19 protein-coding genes, 1 other RNA gene and 1 pseudogene are annotated in these 26,739 nt (G+C 40.3%); 10 read left to right on the forward strand and 11 right to left on the reverse strand.

Translation table 11 applies throughout. The features are described from left to right. Nucleotides 1-9: 9 nt before the first annotated feature. Nucleotides 10-1,737, forward strand: a complete 1,728-nt coding sequence (locus I6852_RS00435; protein WP_197291176.1) for a hypothetical protein — start codon at nucleotides 10-12, stop codon at nucleotides 1,735-1,737. Nucleotides 1,738-1,740: 3 nt separating this feature from the next. Next, nucleotides 1,741-2,397, forward strand: a complete 657-nt coding sequence (gene bioD, locus I6852_RS00440) for a dethiobiotin synthase (protein ID WP_197291175.1) — start codon at nucleotides 1,741-1,743, stop codon at nucleotides 2,395-2,397. Here the strand turns inward: bioD and I6852_RS00445 are convergent. Both I6852_RS00445 and icd read right to left on the reverse strand, forming a co-directional pair. Continuing rightward, nucleotides 2,374-2,901 carry a DUF1523 family protein gene (locus I6852_RS00445; RefSeq protein ID WP_197291174.1) on the reverse strand — a complete coding sequence of 176 codons (528 nt, stop codon included), beginning with the start codon at nucleotides 2,899-2,901 and terminating at the stop codon, nucleotides 2,374-2,376. The genes bioD and I6852_RS00445 overlap by 24 nt on opposite strands. 64 nt (nucleotides 2,902-2,965) lie before the next feature. Then, on the reverse strand, nucleotides 2,966-4,243 hold the full coding sequence (gene icd, locus I6852_RS00450) for an isocitrate dehydrogenase (NADP(+)) (RefSeq protein ID WP_156563671.1): 1,278 nt from the start codon (nucleotides 4,241-4,243) through the stop codon (nucleotides 2,966-2,968). A 201-nt stretch (nucleotides 4,244-4,444) separates the two neighbouring features. On the opposite strand from icd, the gene I6852_RS00455 reads away from it, so the two are divergent. The 4 genes from I6852_RS00455 (at nucleotide 4,445) to lpxE (ending at nucleotide 11,166) form a co-directional block, all read left to right on the forward strand. Further along, a complete protein-coding gene (locus I6852_RS00455; RefSeq protein ID WP_197291173.1) occupies nucleotides 4,445-5,725 on the forward strand; it encodes a citrate synthase in 1,281 nt (426 codons plus the stop codon). A 620-nt stretch (nucleotides 5,726-6,345) separates the two neighbouring features. After that, nucleotides 6,346-8,412 (forward strand): Hop family adhesin SabA/HopD, encoded by a 2,067-nt coding sequence (sabA, locus tag I6852_RS00460; RefSeq protein WP_197291172.1) that lies wholly within the window; start codon nucleotides 6,346-6,348, stop codon nucleotides 8,410-8,412. A 605-nt stretch (nucleotides 8,413-9,017) separates the two neighbouring features. Further along, nucleotides 9,018-10,583 (forward strand): phosphoethanolamine--lipid A transferase EptA, encoded by a 1,566-nt coding sequence (gene eptA / locus I6852_RS00465; RefSeq protein ID WP_197291171.1) that lies wholly within the window; start codon nucleotides 9,018-9,020, stop codon nucleotides 10,581-10,583. A gap of 49 nt (nucleotides 10,584-10,632) precedes the next feature. Next, the gene (lpxE, locus tag I6852_RS00470; RefSeq protein WP_231626082.1) at nucleotides 10,633-11,166 is read left to right on the forward strand and encodes a lipid A 1-phosphatase LpxE; all 534 of its coding nucleotides are present in this window, start codon (nucleotides 10,633-10,635) and stop codon (nucleotides 11,164-11,166) included. Between the two features lie 22 nt (nucleotides 11,167-11,188). On the opposite strand, the gene nspC is transcribed toward lpxE, so the two are convergent. The 3 genes from nspC to I6852_RS00485 all read right to left on the reverse strand — a co-directional run bounded on the left by nspC (nucleotide 11,189) and on the right by I6852_RS00485 (nucleotide 14,816). Then, the gene (gene nspC, locus I6852_RS00475) at nucleotides 11,189-12,406 is read right to left on the reverse strand and encodes a carboxynorspermidine decarboxylase (RefSeq protein ID WP_197291169.1); all 1,218 of its coding nucleotides are present in this window, start codon (nucleotides 12,404-12,406) and stop codon (nucleotides 11,189-11,191) included. Then, the gene (cheV1, locus tag I6852_RS00480) at nucleotides 12,403-13,368 is read right to left on the reverse strand and encodes a chemotaxis protein CheV1 (RefSeq protein WP_197291168.1); all 966 of its coding nucleotides are present in this window, start codon (nucleotides 13,366-13,368) and stop codon (nucleotides 12,403-12,405) included. The genes nspC and cheV1 overlap by 4 nt, the downstream gene beginning before the upstream one ends. Nucleotides 13,369-13,475: 107 nt before the next feature. After that, nucleotides 13,476-14,816, reverse strand: coding sequence for a COG3014 family protein (locus tag I6852_RS00485; RefSeq protein ID WP_197291167.1), 1,341 nt, complete (start codon nucleotides 14,814-14,816; stop codon nucleotides 13,476-13,478). Nucleotides 14,817-14,989: 173 nt separating this feature from the next. On the opposite strand from I6852_RS00485, the gene ffs reads away from it, so the two are divergent. Beyond that, an RNA gene (gene ffs, locus I6852_RS00490) (signal recognition particle sRNA small type) lies at nucleotides 14,990-15,087 on the forward strand. A gap of 30 nt (nucleotides 15,088-15,117) precedes the next feature. Here the strand turns inward: ffs and I6852_RS00495 are convergent. The 6 genes from I6852_RS00495 to dnaG all read right to left on the reverse strand — a co-directional run bounded on the left by I6852_RS00495 (nucleotide 15,118) and on the right by dnaG (nucleotide 21,821). Then, entirely contained in the window at nucleotides 15,118-17,481 is a 2,364-nt protein-coding gene (locus I6852_RS00495; RefSeq protein WP_197291166.1) for a VirB4 family type IV secretion/conjugal transfer ATPase, read from the reverse strand. A 1-nt stretch (nucleotide 17,482) separates the two neighbouring features. Continuing rightward, nucleotides 17,483-17,746 (reverse strand): hypothetical protein, encoded by a 264-nt coding sequence (locus tag I6852_RS00500; RefSeq protein WP_000584948.1) that lies wholly within the window; start codon nucleotides 17,744-17,746, stop codon nucleotides 17,483-17,485. Further along, on the reverse strand, nucleotides 17,746-18,027 hold the full coding sequence (locus I6852_RS00505) for a TrbC/VirB2 family protein (protein WP_001272690.1): 282 nt from the start codon (nucleotides 18,025-18,027) through the stop codon (nucleotides 17,746-17,748). The genes I6852_RS00500 and I6852_RS00505 overlap by 1 nt, the downstream gene beginning before the upstream one ends. Before the next feature lie 145 nt (nucleotides 18,028-18,172). Beyond that, the gene (locus tag I6852_RS00510; protein WP_165516843.1) at nucleotides 18,173-19,000 is read right to left on the reverse strand and encodes a DUF5718 family protein; all 828 of its coding nucleotides are present in this window, start codon (nucleotides 18,998-19,000) and stop codon (nucleotides 18,173-18,175) included. A gap of 92 nt (nucleotides 19,001-19,092) precedes the next feature. Further along, nucleotides 19,093-20,145 (reverse strand): MnmA/TRMU family protein, encoded by a 1,053-nt coding sequence (locus I6852_RS00515; protein ID WP_150200036.1) that lies wholly within the window; start codon nucleotides 20,143-20,145, stop codon nucleotides 19,093-19,095. Continuing rightward, on the reverse strand, nucleotides 20,142-21,821 hold the full coding sequence (gene dnaG, locus I6852_RS00520) for a DNA primase (RefSeq protein ID WP_197291165.1): 1,680 nt from the start codon (nucleotides 21,819-21,821) through the stop codon (nucleotides 20,142-20,144). The genes I6852_RS00515 and dnaG overlap by 4 nt, the downstream gene beginning before the upstream one ends. A 283-nt stretch (nucleotides 21,822-22,104) precedes the next feature. Between dnaG and groES the strand changes: the two genes are divergently transcribed. The 3 genes and pseudogenes from groES to sabA (I6852_RS00535) all read left to right on the forward strand — a co-directional run bounded on the left by groES (nucleotide 22,105) and on the right by sabA (I6852_RS00535) (nucleotide 26,568). Then, nucleotides 22,105-22,461, forward strand: coding sequence for a co-chaperone GroES (gene groES / locus I6852_RS00525; RefSeq protein WP_033767138.1), 357 nt, complete (start codon nucleotides 22,105-22,107; stop codon nucleotides 22,459-22,461). A gap of 25 nt (nucleotides 22,462-22,486) precedes the next feature. Beyond that, nucleotides 22,487-24,127 (forward strand): chaperonin GroEL, encoded by a 1,641-nt coding sequence (groL, locus tag I6852_RS00530; RefSeq protein ID WP_001040278.1) that lies wholly within the window; start codon nucleotides 22,487-22,489, stop codon nucleotides 24,125-24,127. A gap of 331 nt (nucleotides 24,128-24,458) precedes the next feature. Continuing rightward, nucleotides 24,459-26,568 (forward strand): annotated as a pseudogene (gene sabA, locus I6852_RS00535) (Hop family adhesin SabA/HopD). Nucleotides 26,569-26,739: the final 171 nt, after the last annotated feature.

The raw sequence follows: 26,739 nt of genomic DNA on the forward strand, positions 1-26,739 counted from the left end.
GACACGATAATGTTATTGAATTACGACTTTTTAGAATTTGTTGATGAGCCACATAATAGAAGCACTTCTTTGACAGCATCTATTGATAAGGCGTTAGCGGACAGGAAATTAGCTAGACAAAATAAACCTAGAGTAAGGATAAAAGACAACTTATCTTTAAGAGCGACACTAGATGCGTTTGGTGAGGAACTCTCACGACTTAAAAGAGAACAAAACACGACTATTAAAGCTACTAGTCTTAACAGCATTGTCAATAAAATCAAAAGCGGACTACCTTTTGGGACTATTTCAGCGTTTAGAGTTTTTAAACCTGTCTTTGAAAAAGACTTTACTGAAAAGGAACAAGAATTATTGATAGAAGCTTATAAGAGCGGTTATAAGGCATCTCAATTAGACAAAGTAGCTAAAAATTGGAATGACGACCCTAACCCCATAGACGCTTCTTATCTTGCTGACGCCTTTTTGAGAGAGTATAGGACTATCGCTCTCAAACTATCCACAGCACTAGGTAAGTCTTTTGTTAGTAAATTTTTAAACCCTAAAAGTGAAACCACAATGAAAGACCTTATGTCTAGTAAAGAATTTGTTGAGAGATACCGCTACACTCAAAAAGACAATATGGAAAGGACACAACAGCTAAAAAGACTATTGGATAGTAAGAGAGACTTCATTGGTTATATTCAAGTAATCGGCTATTGGAAAGACAATCTCGAGGACGCCCTAATACCTGATAAAGAGACTAGTTTTTTTGTATTTGTCAATGAACCTAGTAGCACATTTTATTTAAGAAACCATTTGTTATTATGGGCGAGACAATTCAATCAAGCGGCGATTTGTTATTGTCAAAATAGTATCTATAATAACAAAGACAGATACTATGTGGAATTGGTGAGTGCTTTACCTAGTGAGTTTGGCGATGTGTGGGCGAAATTCACTGACATCACATTCTCTGTCCCTAAAGAATTACCACACTCTCTCACAAGACTACAGAACAAAGTCTATACATTCTTTGAGAAAAACCCTGAAAAAGACAATTATGGTATAGCTTTTAAAGACATTGTTAAGACACAAATCAAAGCAACTTATATGCCTTACACTATTGGCAACCTTACAGACACATTTGAAAATGAAATTAAAGGGTTTATTAAAAGGACACAAAGTAGGGTTCGTGCGTATGGGTATCCAAAGACTTTCAATGTTGATGAGATAGAAAATTGGGAGCAACAAGCAATTAAAACAAGAGAACAACGAAAATGCGCTATGAGTAAAAGTTACAGACAAAGTTACAACCACAACATTAAAGTCAATAACCTTGTTAAAGCTTTAAGACAAGGTAGAAAAATGAGTAGGACATTGATTGCTAAAGCGCTTGCTAACACCATAGACACCGATGCGGGGTATTGCTTTATCTCACCGACAGATTTAGCGACACAGCTTGATAATATTAGTCCTAGACTATCCAAGAGTATCGTAACCGCCATAGAGCAAGCAGAGGGCGTTAGACTGAATTATGCGTTGATTGACAAGGTTACCTATAACTCACTCCACAATATCTTAAGTTTCGTTTTTGATATTGATAACCCTTTAAGCGACCAAGCGTTTGAGGAGTTGGTGATTGAAGTCCCAAGAGAAGCACTAAAAAATGTGAAGTTACCACAAATTAAAAATGTATTGACCGCTCAAATCTTTGATGGGGCTTACCACTTTAGAGGTAATGACTATCAATTTAAAGGTTAAACCATGCTCTTTATCAGCGCGACTAACACCAATGCCGGAAAAACCACATGCGCTAGACTATTAGCAAAATATTGCAACGCTTGTGGCGTTAGAACGATTCTATTAAAACCCATTGAAACAGGCGTTAATGACGCCATTAACCACTTTAGCGATGCGCATTTGTTCTTGCAAGATAACCGCCTTTTGGATCGCTCTTTAACCTTAAAAGACATTTCATTCTATCGTTATCATAAAGTCTCAGCCCCTCTCATCGCCCAACAAGAAGAAGATCCAAACGCTCCCATTGATATAGATCATTTAATCCAACGCCTCCAAAATTTCACCAAAACTTACGATTTAGTCATCGTTGAAGGGGCTGGGGGGCTATGCGTGCCTATCACTTTAGAAGAAAACATGCTGGATTTGGCCCTAAAATTAAAAGCCAAAATGCTTTTGATTAGCCATGACAATTTGGGCTTGATTAATGATTGTTTGCTGAATGACTTTTTATTGAAATCCCACCAACTAGACTATAAAATCGCTATCAATTTGAGGGAAAATAACACCGCTTTTCACAGCATCAGTTTGCCCTATATTGAGCTTTTTAACAAACGCTCCAATAACCCCATTGTGATTTTCCAACAAAGCCTAAAAGAATTAATGAGCTTTGCCCTTAAATAAAGTGCAAACAGAACGCGCGCTGATAAAAAAGCCCCCTAACAGCAAGGCGTATAAAATCCAACTAAAAATGGGTTTTGAAATGTCAGCACTCTCTTTTAAGGGCTTTAGAAAAATCACATTAGGGAACATGTTAAACAAATTGATCCGCCAGCCATAGTATTGCACTTCCACTTGCTGGTTGACTAAACTTTGAGCGAGGGCCGAAATATCAGCCGAATTAAACTTAAAATAAAAAGGGAAGTCAAAGCGCGTGTCTTCGTTACGATAAACGGTTACGCTTTTTTGATCCTTAGGGTCGTAAGTTTGCACAAAATAGACATCTCTAGCGAGGGTTTTTACTTCCTTATTATTGGGCGTGTTTTCATTTTCATTCATTCTTTTGACTTCCACCCCGCTAATGACAGCCGCGCTATAATGGGGCATGCAATAGCTCACCAAAAGCATGAGCACTAAAAAGATCGCCGTTAAAATGAACAAAACCACATTACGCACAAATTTTATCAACTTCATTCCTTATGATAGTATTAGCCTATAATCGCCATCCAAACACCAGAGCTTAAAGGCTCTTTCACATGTTTTCAATCATCACGCTAGCGAATTCAGAGCATTTGACTTCTTTAGCCCCATCCATCAAACGAGCGAAATCATAAGTGACTTTCTTGCTCTTAATCGCTTTTTCCATAGCAGAGACAATCAAATCAGCCGCTTCCACCCAGCCCATATGCCTTAACATCATTTCCGCGCTCAAAATAATAGACCCCGGATTGACTTTATCCAGCCCAGCGTATTTAGGAGCGGTGCCATGGGTGGCTTCAAACATGCCCACCGTGTCATTGAGATTAGCCCCAGGAGCGATACCAATACCCCCCACCATCGCCGCTAACGCATCAGAGATATAATCCCCGTTCAAATTCATGGTCGCAATGACGCTGTATTCGCTAGGGCGCAATAAGATTTGTTGCAAGAACGCGTCAGCGATCATGTCTTTAATGATGATTTCTTTACCGGTTTTAGGGTTTTTCAAAGAACACCATGGGCCTTTATCAATGACTTGAGCGTTAAATTCTTTTTGAGCGAGCGCATAGCCCCATTTCATGAACGCCCCTTCGGTATATTTCATGATATTACCTTTATGCACAAAAGTCACGCTTGGCTTGTCGTTATCAATCGCGTATTCAATCGCTTTTCTCACCAGCCTCTCTGTGCCTTCTTTACTGATGGGTTTTATCCCTATGCCGCTGCTTTCAGGGAAGCGGATTTTTTTAACCTTTAATTCATTTTGTAAAAAATGGATGAGTTTTTTCGCTTCCGCGCTGCCTTCTTGCCATTCAATGCCCGCATAAATGTCTTCAGAATTTTCTCTAAAAATCACCATATCCACTTTTTGTGGTTCTTTCACCGGACTAGGACTCCCATACCACCGAACCGGTCTCAAGCACACATACAGATCCATTTTTTGGCGTAACGCTACATTCAAAGATCTAAACCCCTCACCAATAGGCGTGGTCAAAGGCCCTTTAATGGAGACTTTATAATGGTTGATTGCTTCAATAGTGTCCGGTAAGAGCCATTGCTCTTCGGGGCTTAATTCCTTATGATCTTTAAATTTTTGATAGCATTTTTCGCCCACAAACACTTCATACCATGCGATTTTTTTCTCGCCCTTATACGCTTTTTGAACCGCGCTATCCACCACTTTAATCATCGCTGGGGTAATATCTGATCCAATGCCATCGCCCTCAATGAAAGGGATAATGGGGTAATTTGGCACATGCAATTTGTTGTCTTTAATCGTAATTTCTTCGCCCTCTTTAGGCTTTTGTAAAATTTTAGGGTTGTAAGCCATTGTTTATCCTTTTTCTAAAGTTTGAGTAACTATACTAGCGCAAAAATACTATATAACCCCTAAAAATCTTTTTTTTTGAATGCGTGTTTAAAAGTAGCGGTTAGGAATAACTTGAAAAAACGCAATGTTTTTAAAAAGAAATCATTTAATTTTTTGGCTTATAATTAGGAGTTGGATACTATCAAAACTTAAGGAAATTGAATGTCTGTTACTTTAATCAATAATGAAAATAATGAACGCTACGAATTTGAAACGATTGAATGCACTCGTGGGCCTAAAGCGGTGGATTTTTCCAAGCTTTTTGAAACGACCGGGTTTTTTTCCTACGATCCAGGGTATTCTTCCACTGCCGGGTGCCAATCTAAAATCAGCTATATCAATGGCAAAAAAGGCGAATTGTATTACAGAGGGCATAGGATAGAGGATTTAGTCGCCAAATACAAATATGTAGATGTGTGCAGGCTATTACTCACAGGGGAATTACCCAAAAATCAAGATGAAAGCTTGGAATTTGAACTGGAACTACGCCACAGAAGCTTTGTGCATGAGAGCTTACTCAACATGTTTTCAGCTTTCCCTAGCAACGCCCACCCTATGGCGAAACTCTCTAGCGGCGTATCTATCTTATCCACCCTTTATTCCACGCACCAAAACATGCACACTGAAGAAGATTACCAAACGATGGCCAGAAGAATTATCGCTAAAATCCCCACGCTTGCGGCCATTTGCTATCGCAATGAAGTGGGAGCACCTATCATTTATCCGGACATCGCGCGCTCTTATGTGGAAAATATCCTTTTCATGCTGAGAGGTTACCCTTATAGCCGCTTAAAACACACCACTCAAGGCGAAGTAGAAATCACGCCCCTAGAAGTGGAAGCCTTTGATAAAATCCTAACTTTGCACGCTGACCATGGGCAAAACGCCTCTTCTACCACGGTAAGGAATGTCGCTAGCACCGGCGTGCATCCTTATGCCGCTATAAGCGCGGGCATTAGCGCTTTGTGGGGGCATTTGCATGGTGGGGCGAATGAAAAAGTCCTTTTACAATTAGAAGAAATCGGCGATGTGAAAAACGTGGATAAATACATCGCACGCGTGAAAGACAAAAACGACAATTTCAAACTCATGGGCTTTGGGCATAGGGTGTATAAAAGCTACGATCCGCGTGCTAAAATCCTAAAAGGCTTAAAGGACGAACTGCACCAAAAAGGCGTTAAAATGGACGAAAGGTTGAGCGAAATCGCTGCGAAAGTGGAAGAAATCGCGCTAAAAGACGAGTATTTCATTGAAAGGAATCTCTACCCCAATGTGGATTTTTACTCCGGCACGATCTTAAGGGCTTTAAAAATCCCAGTGCGTTTTTTCACGCCGGTGTTTGTCATTGGCAGAACCGTAGGCTGGTGTGCTCAACTTTTAGAGCATGTCAAAAGCCCGCAAGCTAGGATCACGCGCCCAAGACAAGTCTATGTAGGGGATTAAGGCTTTGTTCTAACAGAGCGTTGATGATGGTTTTAAAAGACGCTCAAAGCCTTTTTAAAAGAGTGAGAAACTCGCACCAAGCAAGCGGTAATTTTTTACTAACCGCATGCAAACGCCCCAAAACTCAAGGATAACCCCGATTTTTTAAAGAAACCCTTGAGTTTTTAGGCTCAGGGAACGCTCTTAGAAATTAGCGTTTCATTGAAACCACCGCTTTATTTTAAAAAACCCTTGAGTTTTTGGGGAAAATGATTGCAAAACCTTTCTATCTCCTTAATAAAATCATTTTTACAACAAAATTTACAACAAATCTAAAGAAAAATCCTTTTTACGAACAAATCTCAAACAATCAAAGTTAAAAACCCCTTTTTTATAGCTACCCTCATTCAAACAACCTCATTTCTTTTAAAATGACCTTTATTGGTTTAATATTTGTTTAGAAACGCTACAAAAACCTTTTTTTTTTTTTTTTGAAAGGGCAAAAACGCCTAATTAGTATCAAAATCCCATTAATTTATACTATATTAACGAAAGCTTGCGGTATGGTCTTACTTAAAGACACACTTCCGCAAGATTTACTAACAATTTCAATCTTATTTTAATAAAGTAAAGGAGAAAACATGAAGAAAAAATTTCTGTCATTAACCTTAGGTTCGCTTTTAGTTTCCGCTTTAAGCGCTGAAGACAACGGCTTTTTTGTGAGCGCGGGCTATCAAATCGGTGAATCCGCTCAAATGGTGAAAAACACCAAAGGCATTCAAGATCTCTCAGACAGCTATGAAAGACTGAACAACCTTTTAACGAATTATAGCGTCCTAAACGCTCTCATCAGGCAGTCCGCCGACCCCAACGCCATCAATAACGCAAGGGGCAATTTGAACGCTAGCGCGAAGAATTTAATCAATGATAGAAAGAATTCCCCGGCGTATCAAGCCGTGCTTTTAGCCTTGAATGCGGCAGCAGGGTTGTGGCAAGTCATGAGCTATGCGATCAGCCCTTGTGGCCCTGGCTCTAACAAAGACAAAAATGGGGGCGTTCAAACTTTCCACAACACGCCTTCAAATCAATGGGGAGGCACTACCATTACTTGTGGCACTACTGGTTATGAACCAGGACCATACAGCATTTTATCCACTGAAAATTACGCGAAAATCAATAAAGCTTATCAAATCATCCAAAAGGCTTTTGGGAGCAGCGGAAAAGATATTCCTGCTTTAAGCGACACCAACACAGAACTCAAATTTACAATCAATAAAAGTAATGGAAACACGAATAATGGAGAAGAAATTGTTACAAAAAATAACGCTCAAGTTCTTTTAGAACAGGCTAGCACTATTATAACCACCCTTAATAGCGCATGCCCATGGATCAACAATGGTGGTGCAGGTGGTGCGAGTAGTGGTAGTTTATGGGAAGGAATATATTTGAAAGGCGATGGGAGTGCGTGCGGGATTTTTAAAAATGAAATCAGCGCGATTCAAGACATGATCAAAAACGCTGCAATAGCCGTAGAGCAATCCAAGATCGTTGCTGCAAACGCGCAAAACCAGCACAACCTAGACACCGGGAAGACATTCAACCCCTATAAAGACGCCAACTTCGCCCAAAGCATGTTCGCTAACGCTAGAGCGCAAGCGGAGATTTTAAACCGCACTCAAGCAGTGGTGAGGGACTTTGAAAGAATCCCTGCAGCGTTCGTGAAAGACTCTTTAGGAGTATGCCATGAAAAGGGTAGCGACGGCAATCTCCGTGGCACGCCATCTGGCACGGTTACTTCTAACACTTGGGGAGCCGGTTGCGCGTATGTGGGAGAGACCGTAACGAATCTAAAAAACAGCATCGCTCATTTTGGCGACCAAGCGGAGCGAATCCATAACGCGCAAAACCTCGCCTACACTTTAGCGAATTTCAGCGGCCAGTATAAAAAGCTAGGCGAACATTATGACAGCATCACAGCGGCCATTTCTAGCTTGCCTGACGCTCAGTCTTTACAAAATGTGGTGAGCAAAAAGACTAACCCCAATAGCCCGCAAGGCATACAGGATAACTACTACATTGACTCCAACATCCACTCTCAAGTGCAATCTAGGAGTCAGGAACTCGGCAGTAACCCTTTCAGACGTGCCGGGCTAATCGCCGCTTCTACCACCAATAACGGCGCGATGAATGGGATCGGCTTTCAAGTGGGTTATAAACAATTCTTTGGGAAAAACAAACGATGGGGCGCGAGATACTACGGCTTTGTGGATTACAACCACACCTATAACAAATCCCAATTTTTCAACGCTTCTTCAGATGTTTGGACTTATGGCGTGGGGAGCGATTTGTTAGTGAATTTCATCAACGATAAAGCCACTAAAAACAACAAGCTTTCTTTTGGCGCATTTGGCGGTATCGCCTTAGCCGGGACTTCATGGCTTAATTCTCAGTATGTGAATTTAGCGAATGTGAACAATTACTATAAAGCTAAAATCAACACCTCTAACTTCCAATTCTTATTCAATCTAGGCTTAAGGACCAATCTCGCCAGAAATAAGAGAAGAGGCGCTGATCATAGCGCGCAACATGGCATGGAATTAGGCGTGAAGATCCCCACGATCAACACGAATTACTATTCTTTGCTAGGCACTACCTTGCAATACAGAAGGCTTTATAGTGTGTATCTCAACTATGTGTTCGCTTACTAAAGCATTAAACCCCTTTTTAAACCCTCTTTTTAGGGGGTTTAATCTTTTTTCGCTGACTTCTCTCACTCGCTTTTTAACTTTTCATAAAGCTTTTATTTTTCTAAACTTTTTTAATTTTTTCCACCAAACAAAGTTTTTTGACTTCAAGCGTTAATCATAAAAAATACTCAAGGGCGTTTTTTACAATCTAAATAAAAATTAGCGTTATTCAAGCGATCATTTTTATAACCCAATGCAAACGCCCCAAAGTCAAGGACAAACCCGCTTAAAAAGGAAACCCCTAAGCTTTTTAGGCTTAGGGGAACGCTCTTAGAAATTAGCGTTTCATCAAAAACACTACCTTAAACCAAGAAAAAGAAATTTCAAGGTATAATAGTTTCCAAGAGCGTTTGCCACTTTTACGCTTCCCACTTTTAGCTTCATGGCATGCTCCTTGTTTGCCCCATATCCTAACTATGGGGCGTGATGAAATCCTGCAACAAACACGCTTTAAAGCTCTTAAATGCAAGCCACCCTAAAAAACGCGCTTTCCACCCTTAAAATAAACCATAAAATCCCCATACCTACGATATAATCCTAAGATCGATTGATTTTAAAGGGCGTGTTTGACATCATTATTCCATCTGAAGTTTTTAAAGCCCCTAAGTTGTCTGCAAGCCGGTCTGCTTTATAGCCTTATTTTTGGCGTTTTATACCATTTCCCTTTATTCGCTTACGTTTATAAAGAAAGCAACCAGGTTAGTTTTATAGCCATGATTATTATCGTGCTTTTTTGCGTTAATGGTGCTCTCTTTTTGGCGTTAGGCTTGATCTCTGCTTCTTTGATGCGTTGGAGCGCGATAGTTTTTAGTCTGCTCAATTCCGTCGCTTTCTATTTCATTAGCGCTTATAAGGTGTTTTTAAATAAGAGCATGATGGGCAATGTCTTAAACACCAACACGCATGAAGTTTTAGGCTTTTTGAGCGTTAAATTATTCCTTTTTATCGTTGTTTTTGGGGTGTTGCCTAGCTATGTCATCTATAAAATCCCCCTTAAAAATTCTTCTAAAAAAGCGCCCTTTTTAGCGATCTTGGCGTTAGTGTTTATCTTTATCGCTAGCGCTTTTATGAACGCTAAAAATTGGCTGTGGTTTGACAAGCATGCGAAATTCATAGGGGGCTTAATTTTGCCCTTCGCTTATAGCGTGAACGCCTTTAGAGTGAGCGCTCTTAAATTTTTCGCCCCCACTATCAAGCCGCTCCCTCTCTTTTCACCCAACCATTCCAATTCGTTTGTGGTGCTAGTCATTGGCGAAAGCGCCAGGAAGCATAATTACGCCCTTTATGGCTATGAAAAACCCACCACCCCAAGACTAAGCAAACGATTAGAAAATCACGAACTCACTCTTTTTAACGCCACTTCTTGCGCCACTTACACGACAGCGAGTTTGGAATGCATTTTAGATTCTTCTTTTAAAAACAACGCTTATGAAAATTTGCCGACTTACTTGACTAAAGCCGGTATCAAAGTCTTTTGGTATAGCGCGAATGACGGCGAAAAGAACGTTAAGGTTACCAGCTATCGTAAAAACTACGAATTGATTCAAAAATGCCCCAATTGCGAAGCGATCGCTCCTTATGATGAATCCTTACTCTATAATTTGCCTAACCTTTTAAAAGAACACTCTAACGAAAATGTCTTGCTCATCTTACACCTTGCCGGCTCACATGGCCCCAACTATGACAATAAAGTGCCTTTAAATTTTAGGGTGTTTAAGCCTTATTGCTCAAGCGCTGATTTATCTTCTTGCTCCAAAGAAAGCCTGATTAACGCCTATGACAACACCATTTTTTACAACGACTATCTGCTAGACAAAATCATTAGCATGCTTGAAAAAGCCAAGCAGCCCGCCTTAATGATCTATTTAAGCGATCATGGCGAGAGTTTGGGCGAAGAGGCGTTCTATTTGCATGGCATTCCTAAAAGCATCGCCCCCAAAGAACAATACGAGATCCCCTTTATCGTTTATGCCAATGATCTTTTTAAAGAGAAGCATTCCATCATTCAAACCCAAACCCCCATTAATCAAAATGTGATTTTCCATAGCGTTTTAGGGGTGTTTTTGGATTTTAAAAACCCAAGCGTTGTTTATCGCCCTTCTTTAGACCTGATCAAACACAAAAAAGAGTAAAATAACACGCATGAAAAAATTCTTATTTAAACAAAAATTTTGTGAAAGCCTGCCCAAAAGCTTTTCTAAGACTTTGTTAGCGCTCAGTTTGGGCTTGATTTTATTGGGCATTTTTGCGCCCTTCCCTAAAGTCCCTAAACACCAAAGCGTGCCTTTGGCGCTTCATTTCACCGAGCATTATGCGCGCTTTATCCCTACGATTTTATCTGTGGCGATTCCCTTGATTCAAAGAGATGCGGTAGGGCTTTTTCAAGTCGCTAACGCTTCTATCGCTACAACCCTCCTCACGCACACCACCAAAAGAGCCTTAAACCATGTAACGATCAATGAGCAGCGTTTGGGCGAGCGCCCTTATGGGGGTAATTTCAACATGCCAAGCGGGCATTCGTCTATGGTGGGTTTGGCGGTGGCGTTTTTAATGCGCCGTTATTCTTTTAAAAAATACTTGTGGCTCTTACCCCTAGTCCCTTTAACCATGCTCGCTCGCATTTATTTAGACATGCACACCATTGGCGCAGTGCTAGCCGGGCTTGGCGTTGGAATGTTGTGCGTGGGTCTTTTTACAAGCCCCAAAAAGCCTTAATCAAAAGGCTTTAATTGAGATCTTAATTTCTGTTTTTATAATCTTCATAAGAAAAGTTTTTGAGGATTTTAAAACCTTGCGAGTCTATTTTAGCCAGGCTTGGGAGCGGCACGCCATTAAACGAGTTGTTTTTGACAATCGTATAATGGAGCATGTCTTGAAACACGATTTTATCGCCCCTTTTTAAAGGCGTTTCAAAGCTAAAGCTCCCCATAAAATCCCCCGCTAAACAAGTGGGGCCGCCTAAAAAATAAGAAAACGCCCCTTGATTTTCGCCCTTTTCAACTTCAACAAGCTCTTCATCGTTTTCTACGGAAATTTTAAGGATACTAGGGCGATAAGGCATTTCTAAGCAATCGGGCATGTGAGCGCTAAAAGAAGCGTCTAAGATCGCAATTTCTTGATCGTTTTTAACGATGTCTATCACGCTTGCGATTAAAAACCCGCATTGCCACCCTATGGCTTCCCCGGGCTCTAAGATCACTTCTATATCGTGATAACGCTCTTTAAAATCCTTAATCGTTTGGATGAGTAAATTCATGTCATAATCGCTCTTAGTGATATGATGCCCCCCACCAAAATTCACCCACGCCATGTTTTCTAAATAAGGCTTAAAATGCCTTTCTACATGCTCTAAAGTCCGGCACAAAGCATCGGCGTTTTGCTCGCAATGCGTATGGAAATGCAACCCGCTCACCCCCTCTAAGCCATGCTCTTTCACCCCCTTTTCAAATCCGCTAGGCGTAATCCCTAACCGGCTCATTTTAGAGCATGGGTTATAGATCGCTGGGGTTACTTCGCTATAAAGGGGGTTAATCCTCAAACCCATTTTAATGGGGCTTAAGCCCAAGTTTTCTAATTGCTTGTTTTTATCTAAAATCCTGTCTTTGTAGGTGGCGTATTGGTGAAAAGAGTTGAAAATAATACTTGTCGCTAGGGGTAAGATCGCGCTCATTTCAGCCTCTTTAAAAGCCGGGCTATAAACGCAAATTTCTTTATGGCTCTCTCGCCCCCCAAATTCTTCAAAAGCGAGCTTAGCCTCATAAAGACCGCTCGCGCAACACCCGTTCAATTTTTGCCTTAAAATCCCAAACTCACGCCAAAATGCATACCCCTTTAAAGCGAGCAAAACCTTTGCCCCGCTTTGTTGGCGCACGATTTCTAAAATCTTGGCGTTTTTTTCTAATCGTTCGCTCTCTAGCGCATAGCAAGGGGTGGGGATAGCGCTGTATTTTTTCATGCTAATTCCAAAAATTGCTTAACCACCCGCTGGATGTCTTTGGGGTTAGACTTGGAGATGAAATCATCGGCCTTTAAGCTCCTGGCCATGTCTTCATTAGAGCTGCCGCTCATAGAAGAATTGACCACGATGGGGATTTTTGAAGTCAGAGAATTGTTTTTAACCTGCTTGATCACTTCAAAACCGCTCGCTTCTGGCATTTCCAAATCGGTAATAATCAAGCCAATATTACCCACATCGGTTGTTGGGTTGAACAAATGCTCTAATAAGGTTTTACCATTGATAAAATCTATATGCTTGACGCCCAGCTTGTCTAAAATCATTTGCATGGTTTTTAAAACGCTTGGGGAGTCATCAGCGAGCAAAACGCATTGGTTAGAATGGATTTTAGAGAGCGTCTCTAAATCGCTGTGTTTTTCATCTTCAATCCAAGGGAACACGTCTATAAGCATTTTTTCAATATCCACCACTTGCACCAAGCGCCCGTCAAAATAGCGTGTGCGACTCACGAGCTTGTTATTGCCTGCAGATCCCCCTAGCCCAGCGCTTTGCTCCATTTCAGTCCATTTCTTGCTCAAAATCCTATCCGCTTCATAGATCCTAACCCCTATGGTCCAGCGAGAAAACTCACAAATCATGACAATATCGTCTTCGCCTTTTTCTTTTTCTATCCTATAAGGGCGTAAATCCTTGTTTTTGTTTTGGCTGTCATAATAAAACCATTTTTTCATATCAATCAAGGGAATGGTGAGCTCTCTTATAATGATTAGCCCCTCAACAAGCGAATTGTTTTCGTGGCTAATGATGGTGAGATTGCCATGGTATTTCACCACTTCACGGATCTTAAAGACATTGACCGCATACAAATCCTTATTTTTACCCAGCCTAAAACACAACAATTGCAACTCGTTATTTTTATGCAAACTCGTAACTTGATCAATGCCCGCTAAACTATCAGCCATGACTTCCCCTTAATTTAGGTTTTCGTATCGTTTTATAATTATATCGTGTTTGTGTTTAATGCCAACGACACTTAAAAACTAAAATTCCTTTGGTGGGGGTTTTGAAATCATTTTAAACGACTCAAAACAAACCCGTTTTTAAAGCTGCGCACGTATAAAATATTATGGCGGTTAGAGCAAAAGATTTGTGGGGCTGTTACAAACCCAGAAAGTAATTCCCTAGCGTCAATGACTTTGGGGCTTTCAAGCGATCTTTTACAAGGCTTTAATGAAAACGAAAAAGCGTCAATGGAATCAGCTCGAACTTCATAATTTTCAAAAGCCTTATTTTTGATACGCATAAGATAGATTTTATGGGCAAAAATGCTCGTGTTTCTGGTGTCTGCAAAGGTGCTCACACCTGAATACAACGAAGTTACTAACCCTCCAACAAACCCCAAATAATAATTCGCCACCGCTTGCATGCCCACCTTAAAAGTAGCCGATAAAATGGCTCTGGTGATAATGTAGGGCAATTGCTTCCTAAACTCGCTAGCGACCACCGCATCTATTGAGGCCAAAGTGTCAAAGGGGGTTACTTTTTCTCCATCTTTAAGAGTGAAATTTTGATAAAACGCTTCCCCTTTTTCTAGCTTGGGCAAGGCTATACTCACGTTATAAACCGAATCGATCATAAAAATAGGCACATCAATTTTAAATTCGCTTTTTTGCGGCTCTTTACCATCTTCAATGATGATCCAAGTGAAATGACTCCTGTTAGGGTTTTTGAAAAAAACCAAGTCTTGGGCTACAAAAGGGCTTTGACTGATCCCATAGGCTTCATTAAGATAGCCTAACCCCTTATTCTTATCCCCATTTAAAGCGTAAAACAACCCTGAAAGATACGAAACCGCTGGGTTAAGCAAGCCTTGATAAGCTTCGTATTTGTCTAAATTAGAATAGGTGTTGTTTAAAATCTCGCTCACTTCTACCCTAGAGCGTTCCATATTAATATTGTGCTTTTTGCTAGAATCGATCTCTTTAATGGCTTTTTGAACTTCCTCATAGTAAAATTCCTTAGCCCTGCGCTGGCGTTCATTCGCGCGGTTGAATTGCACCCTAGCTTTCGCGCTATCGTTTAAAAGCATGTAGTCTATCGCTTTGTAATAATTGATTAAAACGCCCTCATAAATATTCCCCCCATAAGCGCGCACGTTATCATTAATCATGGTAGCGCCCACATAACCAGCCCCTCTTGTGAAAGCGCTTTGGGTTTTATCAAAGCGTTGCTCGGCTTGATCTAACACCCCTAAAGAAGTCTGGTAATCTCTTGCGTATAAAGCGCTCAAGCCGTTTTGCAAGTCCCATAAAAGAGCGTTCTTTTTTTTCTTAGTGAATTGTTTGGAATATTCATAAGCTTTTTTAGGGCTTTCTTCATAATAGAGCGTGTTAAAATGTTCTAAGTCCATACGATAGCCTATGCAACCTGTTAATGATATTCCTAAAATTACCGACATCAACAGAACGAATATTTTCAATCTAACCCTTTTAATTGACATTTTTTTGCTTGACTATTTGAGCGTATCATAACATTTTTAATGAAAACATAAGCTTTTTATGGCTAAAATGATCCCTAAGCTCTTATTTAGACCTATGCAATAGGAATTTAGGGTAACGCTTCAGGGTAGGAATACAGCAGAGTCCCCTAATTTCTTGTGTGCCTTAGCCATCTGAATAGGAGTGCTTCAAAATGATATTGACTTTTTTAAACTAACTCTTCAAAAGTTTCTCACGCCACTCTGTAGGGTAGTCTTTTTGTAACGCTTTCACTTTATTGACATGGCTAGAGTCTGAATTAAAGATTTTCAAATAACGCCCCAAGCCCTCCAAACTCACATCAATCATGTTAGAACTCCCATTACCCAGATTTTTGACTAAAACCTGCCTGGCATACAAAGGGGTGTTTTCTAAAAATGAAATTTCAGTTTCGCTCAAAGGCACATTGAAATGGTGTTTCAACTCCCTAGCGTTTTTTTGCGGATACAAAATGAGAGTTCCCATGTTGCTTAAAAAACTATGGGCGTTTTTAACCCCGCTTAATTGGTAAATGTCTTGCAAAGCCAACACCACCACGCCATTAGCTTTTCTGGCTTGCGTGATTAAAGCGTTGATTTTAGTGTTCAACAAATCGTTTTCCACATAGGATTTAAACTCGTCTAAAAAAACCAAAAAACCGCTGTCGTTTTTCCTGGATTCTTCTAAAATTTTATAAAACAAGTAATAGGCTAAAAGCCCTAAGTCTTTAGGGTTTTGGGTGATAGCGTCTAAGTTGATTACATTTAAAAAAGCACTGGAATTGAACGCGTCATTCAAAGCGTTAAAAAGGGGGTTATTCAAATACGGCTCCAAGCTCAAGCCCAATTGGTTAGATGAGGTTCTTTTAAGCGTTTCTTTAAAGTCTAGCAAACTAAAGGCTTTAGGGTATAAAGTCTCATAAAGGCTCTTAATCGCACTAGAAATCGCATTCATGTCTTCTAAGGCTTCTTTATCCCTTGAAGGGGCAAGGTCGAACATGCTCAAAAAGAAGGATTGCAAAAATTCTAGATTCTGTAAATTAGGCTCTAAACAAAAGGGGTTAATATTAAAAGATTGGCCGTCATGGTAATGCCCTTTAAAAAATTCGGTGAAAGAATACAGCCCTTGCATCCTGTCAAAGGCTAAAAGGCGCATGTTTTGGTATTTCAAAGCGCTCATCATTAAATAGCTAATCAGCGTGCTTTTACCGCTTCCGGTTGCCCCTATAACTAAAGTATGCCCATTCACTCTGGCGATTTCTTTAGCGTTATTGTGGCTCACTTCTTGGTTGTGGAAATTGAATAAAAAAGGGGAATAATCCAAATTTTTAAACACGCTCAAAGGGCTATTCCCCCATGAATTAGCCTTAAAGCCTAAATTTTGCCTTTCAAACACCATCAAACACGCTAGGGCTTTAGAGGTTAAAAAACGCAAGCGGTGGTTTAAGTGGATGCGTTCAGGGAAAAAGGAAAAATACCCCCCTTTCAAGCCAAAAGTTTCTATAACGCCCACTAAGTTTTCTTTAAATAAAAGCCCTAAAATTAAGCTCGTTTGAGCGTCTAAATCCTCTAAACTGGGGGCTTTGATAAGAATGTTTAGGGCGAATTTTTGCATGGATAGGCGTTTGGTTTTGACTAATTCTTGGTATTCTAGTAGCTCGTTTTTAACGAGATTGGACATGCTAAACTTGGCCCTCTCTTTTAAAAAACTTAGCGTTTTATGCACGCTCATAGGCTCTATGGAAAAGATAATATCTAAAGGCGTTTCTTGGTATAAAAGCGCTCCCACCGCTATAGAAGTGATGCGTTCGCTCTCATAAGCTTTAATACCAATCAAGCGGTTATAGGTTTTTTGGTTAAAGCTTTCTTGAATGAAGTAATCTTTTTCAAAAGTGATAGAACTAGCGATATAGCTATCGCTCAAATACCCTCCTACTAGAGGCTTTAAAGGGAGTTCAAACCCGTTAATGTATTCCGCGTAAAAATTCAAAACCTCTTTAGAGCTTAAGAGTTTGGGGGCATAATTTTTGAGCTGGATTTCTAAGCTTTTTAAAGTTTCTTGCAAAAAATGTGCTTTATAAGAGAGAATATCCTTAAAATTTTCCCTATTGGCATGCATTAAGGATTTTTTCTTATGCTCTAAAACGCCCTGTAAAGAGTGTGCGCTTTCTAAAACTAAAAAATACTGATTCTCATACACTTCTTTGTTTTCAAATTGATTCAAAATCGCTTGCAAGTATTGAGAGTCAGATTGAATGTTTTGTTGGTGATCAATTTTACGCCTTTTAACCACCAGGCGCGCCACGACTTTTTCCAAAGAATCCAAAGCCATTTGGCGCTCGGTGAAAAGATCTTGCAATTGCTCTGTGTTTAAATGGGTGTAACTCACCCCCTCTAAACGGAGGACGCCCACTAAGTTTTCGTTTTTAGTGAGTAAAAAATGCTCATCATACAAGCCTAAAATGTTGTTTTCTTCGCTCATAGAATAGCTTTTAGGCAAAACCCCTAAAAAATAGTTTGAAACTTTTTGTTTGATAGCACTTAAAAGCTTTTCTAACATCCTACGCTCTATAACATTTGGTTTTAGTCTTTATTTTGCTTTTAGCGATAATAATATCTGCAATGTCTTCATCAAAAAATTCCAGCGCGCTAAAGAGCGCTAAAAACCCTAAATACAATAAAAAAGCGCTCAACAAATCAATCCAAGGGAGCAAAATAAAAGGTGCAAAAACAGAAATCAAATAAGACTTAGCGTTCAGCCATAAAAATTTTTCTTTAACCGAAATTTCACGCAAATTCTTCACGCTCGCTGAGAGAATAATCATTAAAAAATTCCCATAAACCAATTCGCTAAACTCGGGGCCTTAAAGAATAAAAAAATCCCAAACACCACGCCAAGGATCGTGAATAAGATCTCTTTCCACCGGTCTAAATTCCTCCACACATAAATAGCGATCCCTATGAAAATCACCATTAAAATCCCCTTAGCGATGGGGCTTTTGAGCTGGGCTTCTAGAGCGTTAAAAAACCCTTCTAAACCTTCAGCGAACAAACTTGAAACGCACATGCCTACTAAAAAAACGATTTTTAAAAAATGAGCGGACATCAAAACCCTTTTGTTTAATTTTAATTAACTTTATAACGCTTTATTATCTCAAAAAAACCATAAAAATCCTCTAAAAGGGGGTCAAAAGGGGTGCATTTAATCTTTAAAAGGGTAAAAAAGCAAAGCTAAAGAGGTAAAAGCCTTACTATTCTACGATTTGATAGACATAAGAAAGATTAGTGTGTTCTTTGGTTTGTAGGGTGTCTTCTTCTAAGAGGCTTTGAATCTTTTCAAAACTGTATTGCAAATGGTTGTAAGCAACAATCACCACCTCATCGCCTTTTTGTAAAAAATGCTCTTGCGCAAAAGGCATATAAGGGGTAGCCCCAATCGCAAAAATCATTTTAGTGGGGAAATTATGGCGCTCTAAAAAAGGTCTTAGAGCCTCTAAAGAGTCGCCATCTTGTTGGTGGTTTAGTTGGTCTTTGAGCCACTCTAAAAGCTTTTGATAAAAAAACTCGTATTTGAGCAATTTGCTGTTTTCCCCGTAAATGTGCCAAACATGATTGTATTTCAAAAAAGACGCGATAGAGAAATTGTTGCACACCCCCCCATAAACAAACCTGTCAATGGGCAATTTCTGCCCTATGCCTTTAGAAGCTGGTGAAAAATTCTTTTTTTGGGAGAGTTTTGCGGCTTCTAAATTGCGCACAGAAGCGTCATTAAACGCCATGAAAAAATTAGGCACGAGCTTGGTTACCAAATGTTTTTCATCGTATTTAACATCGCATTCTAAAGCGATTTCTGGCTCTGCTTGCACCCTTAAATGTGGATCACTAGGCAAAATAATCTTATGGTTATCAATGCAACAACGCCCCAAATAGCAATTTTCATAGGGGATATAAAAAGGGAATAGTCCCTTAGGGGCGTCCTTTTCTTCGCTTTTCATGTTAATAAAACTATGACTCTCTCCTGCTTGTTCCAAATGCCCTGCAAAATTCCCCACCACACCAAAACCTAAAAACTCTTGCATACAGACCTCCTAGCAAATCGCTTAACGCTGATCAGAACTTTTTCCATTATAGCATAAAAAGAAAACCCCTAAAAACTCTCAAAAACTCCCTTTTAAGCGAATAAATACTCTCTAGCGCTCTCTTTATCCAAAGGGTAAAGCTCGCGCTTTTCGTTCCCTATTTGAATGAGATAAGCTTGATTTTTTAAAGTCTTAGCATAGCCTAGAGCGATACGGCCGGCTAATTCTTTATCTTCTTTGCTGGCGTTTTTATCCACTAAACTCAAAGGGCCTTTACAGCCTAGCAATTCAATCTTATCCATTAAGGGGTGTTGAATATCCAACTTATGGTTTTCTTCTTCATTCCTTGCCACCACCAAACGAGCGTTATGGGGTAAGACAAAATAACGCCCGTTTTTGACAATCGCACTATCTTCAAACACCATTTCTCTGTATTCTTTCAGATTCTTAATCTTGTTACTCACTTGAATGTCCGTAAGCAGGCACCCTCCACCTGGCTTTTCATAATATTTTAAGCCGTAATCTTTGATCATTTGCAATTGCCTAGTGCGCCCCCTACCACTCACATCTAAAAGCTTTTCTCTATCAACAAAACCCTTTTTTTCCATGAAAGTAGGTTCTAAGAGTTTAGCGCTCATGGGCCTTAAGAGCAACTCATCTAAAAATTGCGGTTTTTCACCGCCTGCTTGCGTTCGGTCTAAAATGGGATCAAAACGCGCCTCTTCGCCCACTTCTCTGACTAATTTCCTCACCTGATTGAGCGCTTCTTTCCTTTGGGATTTAGGGCGTTGCCCTAGCACTTCCCCGCTCAAAACAAAATCCGCATTCAATTCAAGCATTTTATAAAAAGCGTTCCTAAACATATTGGCATGGCAGTCAATGCAAGGGTTGAAATATTTCCCATAGCCGTATTTGGGCTTGAATAACACATCGTTAAAAAACTGCTCTCTAATATCGCACACCAAGAGCTTAGCCCCAATTTGCGCGGTGGCGTTTTCAAAATACTCTCTTTTATCTTTATTCCCCCCAAACCCTATATTGAAGTGTAAAGCGGTTACCTCAATGCCTTGATCAATGAGTAATTTCATGGACAACAAACTATCCAACCCCCCACTAAATAGGGCTAAAGCTTTTATTTGTTTCATATGGCGACTAATTCTCCTTGTTTTAATTTCATAATGGCCTGGCGAGCCTTTTTTAAACAGATCATTTTTTCGCTAAAAGGGAGCGAACTCTTAGGGATTTCTTTGAGTTGGCGCTCAAAATAGCGCAAAATCAACAAACGCAATTCCTTTTCAAACCCCCCTTTTTTTAGGGGTAAATTCGCATCTAATAATAACGCAACTAATTTAGGGTCGTCTAATTTTTCTTGACACAAAGCGTCAAATTCTTGTTTTTTATGCAAGAATACCCCACTATGGATATAACCCACCGCCAAATCCAACAAGCTTCTGTCTTCTAAAAGATAGCGGATCACTAATTTTTCTAAAAATTCCAAACTCATCGTGTTAGAAACATGCGCAAACCTTTGAGGGCGATTGGGTTTTTCTGTTTTGGGGTAAAAAGGCTGAAAAGAAACTGGCCCTCTAATCCCTAAAACATGCAAAGGCGCTTGCAAAAGTGCAGCGATTAAGGGCTTGTATTCGCTTTGTAAAAGCAAGGAAAAGTTTTTTAAAAACCCTAACATTTCTTTAAGAGCCTTATCTTTTTCTAAAGGATCGTCTAAAACATAAGAACCCGCCATGTGCCTTAAAACAAATTCAATAAAAGCCATGGGGCGCGATAACAAGTCTTTTAAGGTTTCAATCTGGTTATTAGCGATCATCTCCGCAGGATCGAGATTGTTTTCAAATAAAACCACCCCCCCTTTTCTTTGCTCTTTAGCCAACATCAAGCTCGCTTTATAAGCCGCATTCCGCCCTGCCTTATCCCCATCATAGCTCAAAAGGATTTCTGGCTCGCCTTTTTTAAGCAAGGGCAAATGCGATGGCGTTAAAGCTGTCCCAAGCGTGGCTATGGCGTTTTTAAAACCCGCCTGGTGCAATAAAATCACATCCAAATACCCTTCTGTAACGATGACTCGCTTTTGTTTATAAATGTGTTCTTTAGCCAAATGATAGCCATAGAGCAAACTGGATTTATCAAAAAGCTTATTTTTGGGCGAATTGATATATTTGGCCGCTTTTTCTTTTAAGGTGCGCCCTCCAAAACCCACCACTTGAGCGCTAGGGCTATAAATAGGGAACATGATGCGATCCAAAAAGCGCAAATAGGTTTTATCCTTTTTATCGCTCTTGCCTAGCACGCCTAATTCAATGAGCTTGTCCTTATTCAAGCCTTTATTTTCAATGCCGTAATCAATTTTATTCGTGCATAAGCCTAATTTAAACGCTTTGATGCTCTCTAGGCTAAGCCCTCTTTTTTGCAAATAATTCAAAAAAAACGGGGCGTTAAAAAGCTCTTCTTGATACAACGAACTCACCATTTCTAAAAGGTGGTAATCTTCTTTATGATCGTAATAAACGCCTTTGTCATACTCTAAAGCTATATTGAATCGGTGGGCTAATTTCTCAAGCGCTTCCACAAACGAAAGTTTTTCAAACGCCATCACAAATTTAATGCTATCCCCACTCGCCCCACACCCAAAGCAATGGTAAAACCCTTTAATTTGATTGACGCTAAAACTCGCGCTCCTTTCTTCATGAAAAGGGCAACAAGCCATGTAGCTAGAACCTGATTTCCTCAAATCCACATAAGAGCTAATGACTTCTACAATATCTATCGTCTGTAAAAGGCGATCAATGGAACTTTTAAGAATCATTTTTCATGCTTTCTTCATCTTGCTTCTTGTTTTAACTCGCTTGAATGAATTATACTCAATAAATAAAATCTTCAAAAAGGTTTGTTAATAACGCCCCTTTTCTAATCCTTATATTTTTAAACTAATGAAACTTTATATAAATAGACTTAATAATCCTTATAGTTATATTATTAGCTTTGTTTTTATGGCTTGACTTATCCCTAAAAATGCGCTATAGTTGTGTCGCTTAAGAATACTAAGCGCTAAATTTCTATTTTATTTATCAAAACTTAGGAGAACTGAAATGAAGTTTCAACCATTAGGAGAAAGGGTCTTAGTAGAAAGACTTGAAGAAGAGAACAAAACCAGTTCAGGCATTATCATCCCTGATAACGCTAAAGAAAAGCCTTTAATGGGCGTAGTCAAAGCGGTTAGCCATAAAATCAGTGAGGGTTGCAAATGCGTTAAAGAAGGCGATGTGATCGCTTTTGGCAAATACAAAGGTGCAGAAATCGTTTTAGACGGCACTGAATACATGGTGTTAGAACTAGAAGACATTCTAGGTATTGTGGGCTCAGGCTCTTGTTGTCATACAGGTAATCATGATCATAAGCATGCTAAAGAGCATGAATCTTGCTGTCATGATCACAAAAAACACTAAAAAACATTATTATTAAGGATACACAATGGCAAAAGAAATCAAATTTTCAGATAGTGCAAGAAACCTTCTATTTGAAGGCGTGAGACAACTCCATGACGCTGTTAAAGTTACCATGGGGCCAAGAGGCAGGAACGTGTTGATCCAAAAAAGCTATGGCGCTCCAAGCATCACCAAAGACGGCGTGAGCGTGGCTAAAGAGATTGAATTAAGTTGCCCGGTAGCTAACATGGGCGCTCAACTCGTTAAAGAAGTAGCGAGCAAAACCGCTGATGCTGCCGGCGATGGCACGACCACAGCAACCGTGTTGGCTTATAGCATTTTTAAAGAAGGTTTGAGGAATATCACGGCTGGGGCTAACCCCATTGAAGTGAAACGAGGCATGGATAAAGCCGCTGAAGCGATCATTAATGAGCTTAAAAAAGCCAGCAAAAAAGTAGGCGGTAAAGAAGAAATCACCCAAGTGGCGACCATTTCTGCAAACTCCGATCACAATATCGGGAAACTCATCGCTGACGCTATGGAAAAAGTGGGCAAAGATGGCGTGATCACTGTTGAAGAGGCTAAGGGCATTGAAGATGAATTAGATGTCGTAGAAGGCATGCAATTTGATAGAGGCTACCTCTCCCCTTATTTTGTAACCAACGCTGAGAAAATGACCGCTCAATTGGATAACGCTTACATCCTTTTAACGGATAAAAAAATCTCTAGCATGAAAGACATTCTCCCCCTATTGGAAAAAACCATGAAAGAGGGCAAACCGCTTTTAATCATCGCTGAAGACATTGAGGGTGAAGCTTTAACGACTCTAGTGGTGAATAAATTAAGAGGCGTGTTGAATATCGCAGCGGTTAAAGCTCCAGGCTTTGGGGACAGGAGAAAAGAAATGCTAAAAGACATCGCTATTTTAACCGGCGGTCAAGTTATTAGCGAAGAATTGGGCTTGAGTCTAGAAAACGCTGAAGTGGAGTTTTTAGGCAAAGCCGGAAGGATTGTGATTGACAAAGACAACACCACGATCGTAGATGGCAAAGGCCATAGCGATGACGTTAAAGACAGAGTCGCGCAAATCAAAACCCAAATTGCAAGCACGACAAGCGATTATGACAAAGAAAAATTGCAAGAAAGATTGGCTAAACTCTCTGGCGGTGTGGCTGTGATTAAAGTGGGCGCTGCGAGTGAAGTGGAAATGAAAGAGAAAAAAGACCGGGTTGATGACGCGTTGAGCGCGACTAAAGCGGCTGTTGAAGAAGGCATTGTGATTGGTGGCGGTGCAGCTCTCATTCGCGCGGCTCAAAAAGTGCATTTGAATTTACACGATGATGAAAAAGTGGGCTATGAAATCATCATGCGCGCCATTAAAGCCCCACTAGCTCAAATCGCTATCAATGCCGGTTATGATGGCGGTGTGGTCGTGAATGAAGTAGAAAAACACGAAGGGCATTTTGGTTTTAACGCTAGCAATGGCAAGTATGTGGACATGTTTAAAGAAGGCATTATTGACCCCTTAAAAGTAGAAAGGATCGCTTTACAAAATGCGGTTTCGGTTTCAAGCCTGCTTTTAACCACAGAAGCCACCGTGCATGAAATCAAAGAAGAAAAAGCGGCCCCGGCAATGCCTGATATGGGTGGCATGGGCGGTATGGGAGGCATGGGCGGCATGATGTAAGCCCCCTTGCTTTTTAATACCATTTTTCATAACAGCCCTCTTCTAAAATCCCCCTTTTTGGGGGGGCTTTTTATCTCACAAAACCGCTTTTTTTTGAAAAACGCGCAACAAAAAATCTCCATTAAAATCAAGATTTTATCGTTAGCGTTCCATTAAAATAAAACCTAAAAACCCTTTCAATACCACCCAAACAAACGCGCAAAATTTGCAAAATTCTAAAATTTTCTCTAAATGACAAAAAAAAAAAAAACGATTTTGCGCTACAATGCTTTTAATACATTCTTAATGTATCAAATTCCAATCACTCAATTTTATTTCAAGGAGAAAATTTATGAAAAAAACCCTTTTACTCTCTCTCTCTCTCTCTCGCTTCATCGCTTTTAAACGCTGAAGACAACGGCTTTTTTATCAGCGCGGGCTATCAAATCGGCGAAGCCGCTCAAATGGTGAAAAACACCGGCGAATTGAAAAAACTCTCAGACACTTATGAGAATTTGAGCAACCTTTTAAGCAATTTTAACAATCTCAATCAGGCGGTAACGAACGCGAGCAGCCCTTCAGAAATCAATGCCGCGATCGATAATTTAAGAGCAAACACGCAAGGGTTGACCGGCGAAAAAGACAACTCCCCAGCCTATCAAGCCGTCTCTTTAGCGCTCAATGCGGCGGTGGGCTTGTGGAACGTGATAGGCTATGCGATAATGTGCGGGAATGGCAATGGCACAGGGAGTGGCCCTGGCAGCGTTATTTTCAATAACCAACCAGGAAGCTATTCAACGAGCATCACTTGCAACCGGTATGAGAATATTGGGTATGGCAGTTCTTTGTCTATCCAAGAATTTGAAAAACTCAATAAAGCCTATCAAGCTATCCAACAAGCTTTAAAGAGCGAAAACGGGTTTCCTGTCTTAGATGGGAAAGGCACAGAAGTGACCGTAACCTACACCTACGAATGCAAACGAAATAGTAGTGGTAATAATATTAATGGTGGTGTGGAACAATTCTGTAACAAAAATAGCAGCAGTAATGGTGTAGCTAGCACTGGTAGCAACAACAAAGAAACGCAAAGCTTTACCTTCACCAATACCGCTCAAAACCTTTTGGAACAAGCGAGCACGATCATGAATGTCCTTAACACCCAATGCCCTTTGGTGCGATCCACGCATGATGAAAACGCTGCGGGTAATGGTAGCCCATGGGGGATCAGTACAGGTGGGAATGCGTGCCAAATCTTTAGCGCTGAATTTAGCGCCGTTACTAGCATGATCAAAAACGCCCAAGAAATCGTCGCTCAAGCTCAAAGCCTTAACAACCAGCAAAACAACCAAAGCGCGCCGCAAGATTTCAATCCTTACACCTCTGCTGATAAGGCTTTCGCTCAAAACATGCTCAATCACGCGCAAGCGCAAGCCAAGATGCTTGAACTAGCCAATCAAATGAAAAATGACCTTGACACTATCCCAAAACAATTTATCACAAACTACTTGGCATCATGCAAAACAGATGGCACAACGCCTAATCAAGGGGTTACTTCTAACACTTGGGGAGCCGGTTGCGCGTATGTGGGAGAGACGATAACCGCCCTAAATAACAGCCTTGCGCATTTTGGCACTCAAGCCGAGCAGATCAAGCAATCTGAGTTGTTGGCGCGCACGATACTTGATTTTAGAGGCAGTCTCAGTAATTTAAACAGCGCTTATAACAGCATCACCACGACCGCTTCAAACACGCCTAATTCCCCATTCCTTAAAAATTTGATAAGCCAATCCACTAACCCTAATAACCCCGAGGGCTTAAAGACCGTTTACCAACTCAACCAAAGTGCTTATTCGCAATTATTAAGCGCCACGCAAGAATTAGGGCATAACCCTTTCAGACGCATTGGATTAATCAGCTCTCAAACCAACAACGGCGCGATGAATGGGATCGGCGTGCAAGTGGGCTATAAACAATTTTTTGGTGAAAAAAGAAGGTGGGGATTAAGATATTACGGCTTTTTTGACTATAACCATGCCTATATCAAATCCAGCTTTTTCAACTCTGCCTCTGATGTGTTCACTTATGGGGTAGGAACAGATGTCCTCTATAACTTTATCAACGATAAAGCCACCAAAAACAGCAAGATTTCTTTTGGGGTGTTTGGGGGTATCGCCTTAGCGGGCACTTCGTGGTTGAATTCCCAGTATGTGAATTTAGCGACCTTCAATAATTTCTATAGCGCTAAAATGAATGTGGCGAATTTCCAATTCTTATTCAATTTAGGCTTGAGAATGAATCTCGCTAAAAACAAAAAGAAAGCGAGCGATCATGCCGCTCAGCATGGCGTGGAATTAGGCGTGAAGATCCCCACGATCAACACCAATTACTATTCTTTGCTAGGCACTCAACTCCAATACCGCAGGCTTTATAGCGTGTATTTGAATTATGTGTTTGCGTATTAAAAGCTTGCGTTAAACCCTTTGTGAAATCCCCTTTTTAAGGGGTTTCTTTTGAAGCCTTTCTTTTTTTGAACCCTCTTTTTTTGGGGGTCAAGCGTAAAATTCACCCCTATCCCTTTAAGAAAATAAAAGAAAATGCGTTTTACAACAAAATAAGATCTAAAACAATAAAAC

Source organism: Helicobacter pylori (assembly GCF_015904775.1).
In the GTDB taxonomy this organism is placed as follows: Bacteria; Campylobacterota; Campylobacteria; order Campylobacterales; family Helicobacteraceae; genus Helicobacter; species Helicobacter pylori_DM.